At 61.1% G+C, this 12,224-nt stretch carries 13 protein-coding genes; 6 read left to right on the forward strand and 7 right to left on the reverse strand.

The features are described from left to right. Positions 1 to 42 precede the first annotated feature (42 nt). On the forward strand, positions 43 to 1,137 hold the full coding sequence (gene apbC, locus FQ664_RS06210; protein WP_144170863.1) for an iron-sulfur cluster carrier protein ApbC: 1,095 nt from the start codon (positions 43 to 45) through the stop codon (positions 1,135 to 1,137). A 170-nt stretch (positions 1,138 to 1,307) separates the two neighbouring features. Here the strand turns inward: apbC and FQ664_RS06215 are convergent, their stop codons facing one another. Next, a complete protein-coding gene (locus FQ664_RS06215; RefSeq protein WP_056802159.1) occupies positions 1,308 to 1,517 on the reverse strand; it encodes a cold-shock protein in 210 nt (69 codons plus the stop codon). 328 nt (positions 1,518 to 1,845) lie between these two features. Between FQ664_RS06215 and dcd the strand changes: the two genes are divergently transcribed. Further along, positions 1,846 to 2,412, forward strand: coding sequence for a dCTP deaminase (gene dcd, locus FQ664_RS06220; RefSeq protein WP_003254920.1), 567 nt, complete (start codon positions 1,846 to 1,848; stop codon positions 2,410 to 2,412). Between the two features lie 95 nt (positions 2,413 to 2,507). Next, complete coding sequence (locus tag FQ664_RS06225; protein WP_063913128.1) at positions 2,508 to 2,735, forward strand: hypothetical protein; 228 nt, start codon at positions 2,508 to 2,510, stop codon at positions 2,733 to 2,735. Positions 2,736 to 2,759: 24 nt separating this feature from the next. On the opposite strand, the gene FQ664_RS06230 is transcribed toward FQ664_RS06225, so the two are convergent. From FQ664_RS06230 to FQ664_RS06245, 4 genes are all read right to left on the reverse strand, one after another. Then, positions 2,760 to 3,875: a succinylglutamate desuccinylase/aspartoacylase family protein gene (locus FQ664_RS06230; protein ID WP_144170865.1), complete on the reverse strand. Its 1,116-nt coding sequence runs from the start codon at positions 3,873 to 3,875 to the stop codon at positions 2,760 to 2,762. 246 nt (positions 3,876 to 4,121) lie between these two features. Then, positions 4,122 to 4,460 (reverse strand): hypothetical protein, encoded by a 339-nt coding sequence (locus FQ664_RS06235; RefSeq protein WP_144170867.1) that lies wholly within the window; start codon positions 4,458 to 4,460, stop codon positions 4,122 to 4,124. A gap of 108 nt (positions 4,461 to 4,568) precedes the next feature. Further along, positions 4,569 to 7,010 (reverse strand): penicillin acylase family protein, encoded by a 2,442-nt coding sequence (locus FQ664_RS06240; RefSeq protein WP_144170869.1) that lies wholly within the window; start codon positions 7,008 to 7,010, stop codon positions 4,569 to 4,571. A gap of 103 nt (positions 7,011 to 7,113) precedes the next feature. Next, positions 7,114 to 8,454 carry an aminotransferase-like domain-containing protein gene (locus FQ664_RS06245; protein WP_144170871.1) on the reverse strand — a complete coding sequence of 447 codons (1,341 nt, stop codon included), beginning with the start codon at positions 8,452 to 8,454 and terminating at the stop codon, positions 7,114 to 7,116. Positions 8,455 to 8,609: 155 nt separating this feature from the next. On the opposite strand from FQ664_RS06245, the gene FQ664_RS06250 reads away from it, so the two are divergent. Then, positions 8,610 to 9,806: an MFS transporter gene (locus FQ664_RS06250; RefSeq protein ID WP_144170873.1), complete on the forward strand. Its 1,197-nt coding sequence runs from the start codon at positions 8,610 to 8,612 to the stop codon at positions 9,804 to 9,806. Between the two features lie 62 nt (positions 9,807 to 9,868). On the opposite strand, the gene FQ664_RS06255 is transcribed toward FQ664_RS06250, so the two are convergent. Beyond that, positions 9,869 to 10,072 (reverse strand): SEC-C metal-binding domain-containing protein, encoded by a 204-nt coding sequence (locus FQ664_RS06255; protein WP_144170875.1) that lies wholly within the window; start codon positions 10,070 to 10,072, stop codon positions 9,869 to 9,871. A gap of 7 nt (positions 10,073 to 10,079) precedes the next feature. Beyond that, positions 10,080 to 10,565 (reverse strand): LEA/WHy family protein, encoded by a 486-nt coding sequence (locus tag FQ664_RS06260; RefSeq protein WP_144170877.1) that lies wholly within the window; start codon positions 10,563 to 10,565, stop codon positions 10,080 to 10,082. A 247-nt stretch (positions 10,566 to 10,812) separates the two neighbouring features. Between FQ664_RS06260 and FQ664_RS06265 the strand changes: the two genes are divergently transcribed. After that, the gene (locus FQ664_RS06265; RefSeq protein ID WP_144170879.1) at positions 10,813 to 11,847 is read left to right on the forward strand and encodes a hypothetical protein; all 1,035 of its coding nucleotides are present in this window, start codon (positions 10,813 to 10,815) and stop codon (positions 11,845 to 11,847) included. Positions 11,848 to 12,028: 181 nt separating this feature from the next. After that, positions 12,029 to 12,223 carry a hypothetical protein gene (locus FQ664_RS06270; protein WP_144170881.1) on the forward strand — a complete coding sequence of 65 codons (195 nt, stop codon included), beginning with the start codon at positions 12,029 to 12,031 and terminating at the stop codon, positions 12,221 to 12,223. The last annotated feature ends 1 nt before the right edge of the window (position 12,224 follow it).

The raw sequence follows: 12,224 nt of genomic DNA on the forward strand, positions 1-12,224 counted from the left end.
ATAGGCGTCTGTTTTACATTCAGTTTGCCAATGGGAGTCTCCATGAGTGCCGTCACCCGTGCCGCCGTCGAAGGCGTGCTTCGCCAGTACACCGACCCCTACCTGAACCAGGACCCGGTCAGCGCCGGTTGCGTGCGCGCCATCGATATCCAGGGCGGGCAGGTCAGCGTGCAGTTGCAGCTGGGTTATGCCGCAGGGCTGTTCAAGAACGGCTGGGCCCAGGTGCTGCAGACCGCCATCGGCAACATCGAGGGCGTCAGCAGTGCCCAGGTATCGATCGACTGCGTGGTGGCCGCGCACAAGGCCCAGACCCAGGTGCCGGCCATGGCCAACGTCAAGAACATCATCGCCGTAGCCTCGGGCAAGGGTGGTGTGGGCAAGTCGACCACCGCGGCCAACCTGGCCCTGGCGCTGGCCCGCGAGGGTGCGCGGGTGGGTATTCTCGATGCCGACATCTATGGCCCCAGCCAGGGCGTGATGTTCGGTATCGCCGAAGGCACGCGCCCGCAGATCCGCGAGCAGAAGTGGTTCGTGCCGATCAAGGCGCATGGCGTGGAAGTCATGTCCATGGCGTTTCTCACCGACGACAACACGCCGATGGTCTGGCGTGGCCCGATGGTCTCCGGTGCGCTGCTGCAACTGGTGACCCAGACCGCCTGGGACGATCTGGATTACCTGGTGATCGACATGCCGCCGGGCACCGGTGACATCCAGCTGACCCTGGCACAGAAAGTACCGGTGGCCGGCTCGGTGATCGTCACCACCCCGCAGGACCTGGCCCTGCTGGATGCCAAGAAGGGCGTGGAGATGTTCCGCAAGGTCAACATCCCGGTGCTCGGCGTGGTGGAAAACATGGCCGTGCACATCTGCTCGAACTGCGGCCATGCCGAGCACCTGTTCGGCGAAGGCGGTGGCGAAAAGCTGGCGAGCCAGTATGGCGTCGACCTGCTGGCGTCGTTGCCGCTGTCGATGCTCATCCGCGAGCAGGCCGACAATGGCAAGCCGACCGCGATCGCCGAACCGGAAAGCCAGATCGCCATGATCTACCAGGAGCTGGCGCGCCAGGTGGGCGCGCGGATCGTGCTGCAGGAAGCGGCAGCACCGGCGATGCCGAGCATTACCATCAGCGAAGATTGATCTGTCAGACCGAGTCGCCCGCTCCCACAGGTATAGCGCAGCCTTCAAATACCGCGCGGCCCCTGTGGGAGCGGGTTTACCCGCGAAGAGGCTGGCTCGGTCTTTCAGCCAGGCATAAAAAAACCCGCCAGAAGGCGGGTTTTTTTGAAAGCTAGGAAGCTTCGATCGACTTAGGCGATCTGAACTTCTTCAGCCTGCATGCCTTTCTGGCCGCGGGTAGCGACGAAAGTAACAGCCTGGCCTTCTTTCAGGGTTTTGAAGCCGTCAGCTTGGATGGCTTTGAAGTGCACGAACAGGTCGTCGCCCGACTGAGGGGTGATGAAGCCGTAGCCTTTCTCATCGTTGAACCACTTAACAACGCCTTGTTGACGATTGGACATTTTTCTGTCTCCTTGGACAATTTGATAACGGTCAGGAAAAACCCTGGCCGGGACTGAGCGCAAAGAGAGCAGAAAATTCAGCGATGGGCCGATCAGGATCGTGCATCAAACTAGATATTCTCGGTGTCACGTGCAGCACAGTGGCAACACCTTACCCCACTTTCCGCAACCTGCCAATGGTCAGAAGCCGCTTTATGCAAATTCGGATCGACGGCGGCTGCAGCCCCCGCTCGGCGCGGGATGAGGCATGGAACTTTAACCTGGGCGCCGGGACCGGTAAGATGCGCGTCTCGAATTTTCACCTCGCAACTCTTCAGGACACCCCGCCATGAGCATCAAATCGGACAAGTGGATTCGCCGCATGGCGCAGGAACACGGCATGATCGAACCGTTCGTCGAGCGCCAGGTGCGCGGCGAGCAGGACAACCGGGTGATTTCCTTCGGCGTCTCCAGCTACGGTTACGACGTGCGCTGCGCCGACGAATTCAAGGTGTTCACCAACATCAACTCGGCCACCGTCGACCCGAAGAACTTCGATGCCGGTAGTTTCGTCGACATCAAGAGCGACGTGTGCATTATCCCGCCGAACTCCTTCGCCCTGGCGCGCACCGTCGAGTATTTTCGCATTCCGCGCGACGTGCTGACCATCTGCCTGGGCAAGAGCACCTACGCCCGCTGCGGCATCATCGTCAACGTCACCCCGCTCGAGCCAGAGTGGGAAGGCCACGTGACGCTGGAGTTCTCCAACACCACCACGCTGCCGGCGAAGATCTACGCCAACGAAGGTGTGGCACAGATGCTGTTCCTGCAGTCCGACGAAGAATGCGAAGTGTCGTACAAGGACCGTGGCGGCAAGTACCAAGGCCAGCGCGGCGTCACCCTGCCGCGCACCTGAACCGACGAGCGCGGGGAATTTCCCCGCGCCTTTGGCACTCCAAAGGGTAACGCCGGTGCGCATTGATGCGCAGCGGCTCTCGTCAGGAGCTGCCAATGAAACTCCACCCCGCAATCAGTGCCAAGCTTGCTGGCCTACAGCCCAATCACGTCGGTTTGCTGCCATGGTCACTGCTGGCGTACCCGCTGCCTATGCAGGCGGGGGGCGTACCTCACCAGCCAGATCCGGATGACCCGCAACCACCGGACCCCGGTGAGAAACCACCCATGGAGCCGGGCGAGCCGACCCTGCCTGACGAGCCGCCACCCGCGCCTGTGGCCTGAGCAACACTGCAACGGTTTGCCTGATCAGTTGCCCAGCAAGTAGCCGCTGCGGCAAATCTGTTCGCCAGCGACATGGGCGATGACCATGCCGGCAGTTGCCATGCGCCGCACGCTGCGGGCATACAGCAGGCCGGGCTGGCTGTTGTGCACGGCGGTCACCCGGTCGCTGAGCGGGTCGATGACTTCGGCAATCAACTGGCCGGCCTCAAGGTGCTGCCCCGGTTTCGCGTGGTACACCAGCAGCCCGCCCAAGGGCGCTATCACTGGTTCGACGGCGGCCAGCGGCGTGGCCGGGCAGCGCAAGGCGGGCAGGGCGGTTGTGGCACCTTCGATCACCCCCGCGTGGGTCAGGAAGTCGAGGATCGCCTGGCAGTCCTTGCTGGCCAGGTCGTGGCTGACATCTGCCTGGCCACGCAGCTCGACGGTGACCGAGCAGCAGCCCAGCGGGATCGGGAAACGTTTGCCGAAGCGTTGCTGCAACTGCCACCAGACCAGGCTGAAGCATTCATCGAATGACTGCCCACCCGAGTCGGTGGCCAGCAGGCTGGCCTGGGCCCCCAGGTAGCGGGCCAGCGGTTCGATCTGCGGCCAGGCGTCTGGGGTGGTGTACAGGTGCTCGACTGCCTCGAAGTCGCAGTGCAGGTCCAGCACCATGTCGGCATCGCAGGCCAGGCGTTGCAGGATCAGGCGCTGGGCCTGCAGCGGGGTGCGCGCGGGGTGTGCGTCCAGCCCTCGGCGCAGGTATTCGCGGATCAGCGCAAGGTTGTGTGCCGGATCCTCGGTCAGGTGCTGTTCGATCTGGTCGCCGATGTTGTCTGACAGATCGACGAAATTGCGGTTGAAATTCTCTCCGCTTTGCAGCTCGAAACGCCCCAGTGGCGCGTCCAGCAGCACCTGTTCCAGGCCGACCGGGTTGGCCACCGGGACCAGGATGATCTCGCGCTGCAGGCGGCCTTGCTGTTCCAGTTCGCCCAAGCGCCGCTTGAGGTGCCAGGCCACCAGCATGCCGGGCAGCTCGTCGGCATGCAGCGAGGCCTGGATATAGACCTTGCCACCACCGCGGGGGCCGAAGTGGAAACTGTGCAGTTGGCGCGTGACGCCCGGAACGGGGGAAAGCAGGTCGTGGGTCGAATGGTGCATTGGTGGTCCTGGCTGCGTGGCGAAAACGGTCTGCGACACGGGTCGGCACACAGATAGAAGCATAGATTTGCCGGGTCTGCCTCATTCCGGATGTGTTCGGGATCGTGTTCGGCCGGTACAGGCAACTTGGCTATTGCAGGCGTGCGATGCCTGTAAGGTCGTCAGGTCATCTGCTTCTTGCACCGGCTTGTACAGCGGCCATCGCAGCAAGGGGAGTGGCGATGGCCGCTACTAGTCAGTCACTGTTCAGCGCAAAGACATTTTCCAGCCGGATGCCAAGGCCTTGGCCACGCTGATCTTTTCTGCGTAGGCAATATTCTTGATCGACCCTCCTTGCACCAGCCTGGGGGATGTGTGGAAGTAGTCCCAGCTGGTGGCACCGTCTTCAATTTGCAGTTCCTGTACATTGACGGGCACTTCAAAGGTGACCGGCGAGGTAACTGCCGGTTTGCAAATTTCAACGTCGATCATGCTGTAGCTTGCATTTTCATTACCGGCCCACAGCTGTAATTCAATGGTGCTGCCATCTGGAATTGCTTGCGATTCTGGCCAGGAGACTTCGATCTTCAGGGTTTCAGTGGTCATGACGAACATCCTCTAAATGAATGGAAACCGCGTGTTTCGATACAGCACACGCGGTCCAGAGGGATGTTAAAAACCTGGATGGAGGATAAGGAGTTGGAACCTTAACCCTTAGCGAACCGGTACTAGCGTCAGCCGCTGGTTGCCATACGCCCGCCCGAAGTTCTGCTGCTGCAGCGGCAGGCTCATGAAGCGCCCGTTGAACCAGGCCTCCAGCCCGTCGCTGTAATGCGTGCTGGCCGGGTTGCCGGACTGCCCGCTGCTGGTCAGCACCTGCAACGGCTCGGCCTGGCCGAAGTCGACGATCATCCGTGCCGAGGCCGGCAGGCGGGTGTCGAAGTCGCTGCCCCAGGCGTATGGCGTCAGGGCCAGGGTGGTGAAGTCGCCACCGGCAGCCAGCGGCGAGCGGCTGCTGGCGTTGCCCAAGCCATGGTAGGCCGGTGCTGGCCAGCGGTACTGGTGCAGCTTGCCCCACTGCCAGGCGCGGCGGTCGGCACCCAGTTGCGCGGTGCCGGCATCCACCGCACCAGCCAGGCTGCGAGCGAGGATGGCCGGCTTGTCTTCTTTCTGCGGGGTGCTGCGGTCATCCCAGAAGGGGCTGTCGTCACGGCCCAGCAGGTGGTCGGCCTGCGCCGAGAACGACAACCGCGCATTGCTGACGAAGGCCTGCCAGGCCGGGCCGGATTCCGGGCCCAGGTCGTCGAGGAAGGTTTGCCGGGCCACTTCCTGGAGGAACAGTTCATACAGCGCGGCATCGCTCGACACCGGGCTCAGGCGGCTATCGAAGGCCTTGAGCCGGGCCAGTGCGTCGCGAGCCTTGTCGCGCTGTGCGGCGGGCAGGGCGTCGATCGCCTGCTTGAGCGGCTGGACCATGCCGGGGGCGTCGAACATCTGCTTGAGCTTGTCGGCCAGCAGGGTGGTCTGGTCGTTCTGCAGGGCCATCAGGCTGCGGCTGTCGTGGCGGCCATTGCCGGCCAGCTGGGCCAGGCGTTCGGCGCGTTCGGGGTAGTACCAGGTGCTCGACAGCTGCATGCCATAGCCTCGCGGCAGGCTGCGCTGGTTGGCGTGGCCGATCCAGCCGGCGGGCGGGTCCTGGTCGTAAGGGTGCAGCATCGGGTCGGCATAGCCGTCCCAGTCGTAGCGCCCGTCCCAGCCCGGCGAGGGCAGCAGGCCCTGGCCTTCGCGGCGGTTGGGGTAGCGGCCACTGACTTGCCAGCCGATGTGCTCGGGCTCGGCGAAGACGAAGTTGAGGGCGGCGGCGGTCACTTCACGGGTGCTGTCGAAGGCACGCTCCACGCTCTTGGCCCGGGTCAGGTCGAACAGCGCATCCAGGCTGCGATCACCTTTGAACTGTGGCAGGTTCAGCGCCAGGCCCAGGCTGGCATTGCCTGGCTGGGCCAGCAGGGTGCCGTGGCGGGTGTCGTACATCACCTCGCGCAGCGGGCGCTGGCCGCGGACGAAGAAGGTTTCGCTACGGGCACGGGCCGGCAGCCATTTGCCGTCGGCCAGGTAGCTCAGCTGGCTGCCCTGGTGGCGCAGTTGCTCCAGGTACAGGTCCTGGTTGTCGGCCATGACCGCGCTGCTGCTCCAGGCCAGCTTGCCGTTGTAGCCGGCCAGCACGATCGGCAGGCCGGGTAACGACAGGCCGGCGACCTGGTACTTGCCGGTGTGGATCTGCACCGGGCTCAGGGCCCAGGCGGCTCGGCTGTCGCTGGCCAGCAGGCTCTTGCCGCTGCGGCTGCGCTGCGGCGCCAGGGCCAGGTTGGCGGAGCCCGGGCTGCCCAGAAGGTCAAGATCGGCCAGCTTCTGGCTGGCAGCTGCCAGGGCCGCGAGCCCCGGCAACTGGCTGGTCAGGTTCAGGCCCTTGAGCTTGTCCACTTCGGCTTCGGCCAACGGCTCGTCCGGGGCTCCGGGCAGTAGCCAGGCCAGCTTGTCGCTGCCGGCTTTCTGCGCCAGGGCCAGGGCGCTCAGTTCTTCCTGCAGGTTCACCGACTGGCTGAAGGCGTACAGGCTGAAGATCAGCGCCGAGTCTTCGGGCTTCCAGTATTCGGGGCGATAGCCACTGCTGGCCAGGCCGGCGGGCAGCTTGTCGCGGTAGCGGAACAGGTAGGCGTTGACCCCGCGTGCGTACACTTCGAAGAAGCGCTTGAGCCGTGGCGAGGCGTCGGCGTACTGCTGGGCGGCGCTCTGCTTGAGGTTGGCCGCGCGCATCAGGCGGTCGATGTCCAGCGCGTCGCTGCCGGCCAGTTCGGCCAGGCGGCCCTGGGCCAGCAGGCGCATGGCGACCATCTGCTCGATGCGGTCGCCGGCGTGCACGTAGCCCAGGCTGAACAGGGCGTCATGGAAGCTGCTGCTTTCGATCAGTGGCGCGCCCATGGCATTGCGCCGTACCGAGACGTTCTGCGCCAGGCCCTTGAGCGGCTGCACGCCGCTGGTCGGTGGCACGCTGTCCTGGTAGCCGCCCGTCTGGCAGCCGGCCAGCCCGAGCATGCCGAGCAGCGTGGCAGCGGTTGCGAACCGCGGGCGGAAGGGAGGAAAGGCGGGGGCGGCCATGACAAGGGCTCCTGCAAGGCGTGGCGGGTTTGGAAAGGCGCTAAGGTAGTTAGCGCGCAGGCGCCGTGCAAGGTCCCTGGGCGCTTTATTTGCCAGCGCCGACTCAAACCTTGAAATGCTCGGCCACGGCGTCGGAAAAGTGCGTGCAATTGATGCGCGCATGGCATTGATAGTCACGGCTGACGGCGAAGGCCGAACCGGGCATCAGTAGCACCTTGTGCTGTTCCAGGCGATGCATGAAGGGCTGCAGGTCGGCCAGTTCGGGGTGCTGGACCCACAGGAACATGCCGCCTTGCGGTGTTATATCGAACTGCCAGCCACGCGCCCGCAATAACCGCTGGGTCTGCGCCTGCTGGCGGATCAGGCGCTGCTGCAGGTCTTGCATGTGCCGGGCATAGGTGCCGTCGGACAGGATGGTGTTGACGAAGCGTTCGCAAAACGCCGGCACCGCCACGCAGGTCAGCAGTTTCAGGCGTATCAGCGACTCTATCAGGTCGATCGAGCAGGCGATGTAGCCCACGCGCAATGAAGCGGAGAGGCATTTCGAAAAGCTGCCGATGTAGATGACCCGCTCAAGGTTGTCCAGTTCGGCAAAGGTCTGGCGCACGCCCGGACTGAAGTCACCGTAAACATCGTCCTCGACCACGAAGAAGTCATGTTCCAGCGCCAGGCGCAGGACGCTGAAGGCATTGTGCGGGCTGATGTTACCGCCGGTCGGGTTGTGGAAGGTGCTGTTGCAGAAGAACGCCTTGACCTTGTGCCTGGCCAGGTGGTCCTTCATGTCTTCCACGTTCGGTCCGTCCTGGGTTCGCCGCACCCCGACCACATGGCCACCGGCCAACTGGATCAGCTTGATCAGGTTGCCATTGCCGGGCTCGTCGACGAACACGTGATCGCCTGGCCTGATCAACAACCGCGCCACCAGGTCCAATGCTTGTGTGGCGCCCAATGTGGTCAGCAACTGGCCTGGCTGGGCATCGACACGGGTCAGGCGTTTCAGGTGCACGCACAACTGTTTGCGCATGGGCAGGTAGCCCTGGATGTCGCCATATTCCGCCAGCGAACTTTGCTCCAGCCGCGCCGTGCGCCGAATCGCCTTGGCCAGCAGCTCGGTGTCACGCCAGGCGGGCGGCAGCCAGCCGCTGCCCAGTTTGGTGTAGTGCTGGCCCCCCTGCAGCAGTTTGAACAATGGGTCGCCGGCCATGCCTGCGGGCGCATCCACCGTGCCGGTTTGCCGTGTATGGCTGGCGACGAAGTAGCCGCGGCCAGGAATGGCAGTCAACACACCTTCGCTGACCAGCCGGGCATAGCTGGAGACGACATCGTGGTAACTGCAGTTGCCTGCCGCTGTCAGCTTGCGGATGGACGGCATGCGCTGGCCGGGCAGCCATTCGCCGGCTTCGAGGCGCTGTTTCAACTGGTCATGAAGGCTGTGCGGGCGCATGGCAGGTCCAGCAGCTGTTAGAAAAAACAGCCTAACAGTTAACCGGAAAGCGCGTCGACTGTTCGCATCCATGGGCGCGGCAGATGCCAACATGCACCTGTCGGCACTTTTCCCAATGCCGAAATCGCCCCGTCCACCTACCGTGAGCACACGCTATGTCGAGCACACTTCCGCGGCGCACGTATCTGTATTTCACCGCGCAATCGATCAACCTGACCACTGCGGTCATGTCCGTGACCATGGCGGCCATCGTCGGAGCGGCGTTGGCGCCGGCCGCCACGTGGTCCACTGTGCCCTATGGTTTTCAGTTTCTCTGCCTGATGCTGGCCACCTATCCAGTCTCCAGGCTGATGAGCCGTATTGGCCGCAAGCGCGCCTTCATGTTGGGCTCGATCCCTTTGGCGGTGTCTGGCATCAGTGGTTACCTGGCTGTGCAATACCAGCACTTCCCGACCTTGGTGATCAGCCATTCGGCATTGGGCATCTACATTGCGTTTGCCAACTTCAATCGCTTCGCCGCCACCGACAATCTGGCCCAGCACCTGAAGCCCAAAGCGCTTTCCCTGGTCGTGGCCGGTGGGGTAATCGCTGCCGTGGTCGGGCCGGCGCTCACCGAGTGGCTAAGGGACATTGGCGGGTATCCGCTGTTTTCGCTGTGTTACGCCGCGTTTGTCGGCCTGGCTGTGCTGTCCGTGCTGATAGCGGCCTGCCTGCCCGGCGATACCGGTATCGTCAGTAACGACCGTGCAGCGAAACCGGCTGGCACAGCCGCTGAGCCGCTGAGCCCGGTGGTTGCCGTGGCCATGGCAGTGGCCGCGCTGGGCTACGGGATCATGAATTTGCTGATGATTCAGGCGTCGATACACATGAAACACATGCATGAGGACTTTTCCGACGTTCGCCTGGCAATTCAATGGCATGTGATTGCCATGTTTGCCCCGTCGTTCTTCACCGGCGCCATCATCCACCGGCTCGGGATCAGGGCCACCATCTGTCTTGGCCTGGGCCTGTTGATCGCTTGCACGGCCATGAACATGTGGTCGCACAGCTACGCAATGATGACCTTGTCGCTGATCGCCCTCGGTCTGGGTTGGAACCTGACCTACGTGGGCGGTGGAGCGCTGTTGGCACAAACGCTGCAAAACAGCCCGGCAGCGATGCAGATGCAGGGGAAGAACGATCTGGCCATTGCGGTGTTCGCGACCGTTGGCGCATTCAGCCCGTCGCTGTTGCTGGGCACGATCGGCTGGGACGGCACCAATGCCATTTGCATGGCCCTGTGCATCGTGTTGCTCATGGCCACCGCCGGGATGTTGCAGCGCAAGGTAGCAGGGCCTGCAAGGGCCAGCTAGGCAAGAAGGCCCCGACTACCCACGGCGCGGCCCGCAGCAAGGGCGCGCAAGTGCGGTTCAGGTCAGGCGCCGTGGCACTTCTTGAACTTTTTCTGGCTACCGCACGGGCACGGGTCGTTACGGCCAACGTCCTTCAGGGCGTTGCGTACCGGCTCCTGGTGGCCGTGGTTGCAGTGTGGGCCGTGTACATGGCCATGATCGTGGTGGTGATCATGATCATGATCGTGGTTGCAGTCAGGGTCATGAACGTGGGGTTGTTGGGACATTGCAGGGTTACTCCGGGTTGTAATCGCCGGGGATTATCTCACCACTGCGCGACAAGTGCAGGTCCCGATGGATGAGCAACCCGGTCGCCAGCTCGCCCTGCAGGCGGTAATGCAGCGGTTGCCCGCTTTTCAGCAGCTTGGCCAGTGGTTTCAGGTGCTGCCACAGGTTGGTCCGCGCGGTGATCTTGAAGGTACGCCGGGCATGTCCGCCGACACTGCGCCACACGCTGGTTTCATCCTGCACCAGCAACAGGTCGTTGAGGCGTATGGCATACGACAGATTGCGGATGAACAGGCGGCTGTCATTGGGGTTGTCGACCCGCAGGTGCAGCACGAACTCCTGCTCCAGCAACCTGGCCTTGACCGTCTCCACCTTGACCAGGTGCACCTCGGGTTCGCGCCATTCGTTACCGCCCCAGCTGGCGCAGCCCGCCAGCAGTGCCAGGCATGCCATCAGGGTGGCGAGCAGCAGCGGGCGGGCACGGGCGATCATGTTCAGCTACCCACGTAACTGGCGCAGCACTTCTTGAAGTTTTGCAACAAAACACTACTAGGTTGGTACGTCATTTTTCGCTTCATCCTGTGCAAGCACTCTGCCATGGTCGCTTTGCCGGAGTGTAGCCTAATCGGTCTGGGAGCCCCTGAAGAGGTGTCTGCCCCTGAAAGAAGTTACCAAACCTTCGACTATAGTTTCACTGGTACGACTTTGATTTTAATAACGTGAATCTATGGGGTGAGTCGTGGCGCATTTAGGGAAGAGTTGGGCGGGTAGGGCATTCGGTACTAATACAGGAAACCTTGCAATCTCTTTCACTAAAGATGAGGAGGAGCTTGAAGGTGTTGTTCGGTTTCAAGATGAACAGTACGGAATCGTCGTATACAATGTGGCTGGGACGTTTAAAGACGGAATTCATCTAACAGGGACAACCAAAACTGTTATTGAGGATGTGGTTTTTGGTGATTTGACTGTTGATGCTACCCTTACTACAGAGGGAAGCTTAAAAGGTGAATGGTCAACCACTCTTGGTTCAGGTGGACCATTTATCGCACATCCACACGGTGGGACCAAAACCTTGAACACCCCTACCTCTGATGTGGAAATTGAGCAGTTTTACACGCGAACACACGTTCTTGGTGCTTTGAACTTAGATAGAGCTGCTGTGCAATCGCTTATCGAAATGGTGAAGCGAGATTTCAATGCAGGTGGGCGCCTTATAATAACGTACCGCAATGGAGGTGCAGAGGTTACAAAGTTTGGGTCTGACTTTGAAGCTGCAATTGATGGATTGGGAGAGTTGAGTTATCTGAAACTTTTCATACAAGAGCCAGATGAGTTTGGCGTTAATAAGATGGTGATGGTTGAGCTGGTTGAGCATGGCTTAAACAAGATTGTCGTTCAAGGTGTGCGAGAGGTATGGGTTGAAGGTAAGGCAAGGGTGTTGCTGGACGAGCTTGATAAGAGAAAACGGAATCTAGTTACTAACTTTAAGAAGCATGGTGTAACCATAACTCAGTTAGCGTTCTTCGCCATGTTGGTTGTGATTGTTGATATTCAATCATTCTGGAGTAGAGCTGGTTTTATTATGGTGTTTCTTATCACTGTCAAGGTTATTGATTGGCTTCACTTGTCATATATACCTAATGCCACAATCAGGATGAGTCAGGGAGAGCAGTCTCTCATTTCAAAGTATGGTGTGTCAGTTGTCTCGTGGTTTGCAACTGTTCTCGGGGCTTTAATAAACAGTTACCTTGCATACCTGCTGATTCCTTCTTGATTAACAGGAGAACGTTTCCATCCGAAATTCCAGTCCCCGCGCCGCGAGCACCCTACACCTTGGTGCATGTCCGTGATTTCTGGCTGGAATATAATGGAAAGGCGAGCGACCTTCGGTAAAGTGGGTTGGTGCTCAGGTTGCACAGTCAACCGCCCACTACCTAGCTGAAAAAGGATGTCAGATGCCTACCATCTTCAATGAAGTCATTCGTCATAAAGCCCGGAAGCTGGCTAAGGCTCACATTAAGCGGGCTTTGGACGACTTGAAGGGCGGCGGGCAGTTCAATTTCGAGGACTACCAACGAGAAATCCGTAACAATTACTGGCAGCGGAAAAGCGTCAATTCGGTGTTCGATAGGGCATATGATGGCCTTTGAT

Source organism: Pseudomonas persica (assembly GCF_900291015.1).
Taxonomy (GTDB): domain Bacteria; phylum Pseudomonadota; class Gammaproteobacteria; order Pseudomonadales; family Pseudomonadaceae; genus Aquipseudomonas.

Bases quoted from the DNA above. Each gene is read 5' to 3' on its own strand.
- FQ664_RS06250 (WP_144170873.1), top strand. From the start codon at position 8,610: ATGTCGAGCACACTTCCGCGGCGCACGTATCTGTATTTCACCGCGCAA.
- FQ664_RS06260 (WP_144170877.1), bottom strand. From the start codon at position 10,565: ATGATCGCCCGTGCCCGCCCGCTGCTGCTCGCCACCCTGATGGCATGC.
- apbC (WP_144170863.1), top strand. From the start codon at position 43: ATGAGTGCCGTCACCCGTGCCGCCGTCGAAGGCGTGCTTCGCCAGTAC.
- FQ664_RS06255 (WP_144170875.1), bottom strand. From the start codon at position 10,072: ATGTCCCAACAACCCCACGTTCATGACCCTGACTGCAACCACGATCAT.
- FQ664_RS06225 (WP_063913128.1), top strand. From the start codon at position 2,508: ATGAAACTCCACCCCGCAATCAGTGCCAAGCTTGCTGGCCTACAGCCC.
- FQ664_RS06240 (WP_144170869.1), bottom strand. From the start codon at position 7,010: ATGGCCGCCCCCGCCTTTCCTCCCTTCCGCCCGCGGTTCGCAACCGCT.
- FQ664_RS06245 (WP_144170871.1), bottom strand. From the start codon at position 8,454: ATGCGCCCGCACAGCCTTCATGACCAGTTGAAACAGCGCCTCGAAGCC.
- FQ664_RS06270 (WP_144170881.1), top strand. From the start codon at position 12,029: ATGCCTACCATCTTCAATGAAGTCATTCGTCATAAAGCCCGGAAGCTG.
- dcd (WP_003254920.1), top strand. From the start codon at position 1,846: ATGAGCATCAAATCGGACAAGTGGATTCGCCGCATGGCGCAGGAACAC.
- FQ664_RS06235 (WP_144170867.1), bottom strand. From the start codon at position 4,460: ATGACCACTGAAACCCTGAAGATCGAAGTCTCCTGGCCAGAATCGCAA.
- FQ664_RS06215 (WP_056802159.1), bottom strand. From the start codon at position 1,517: ATGTCCAATCGTCAACAAGGCGTTGTTAAGTGGTTCAACGATGAGAAA.
- FQ664_RS06230 (WP_144170865.1), bottom strand. From the start codon at position 3,875: ATGCACCATTCGACCCACGACCTGCTTTCCCCCGTTCCGGGCGTCACG.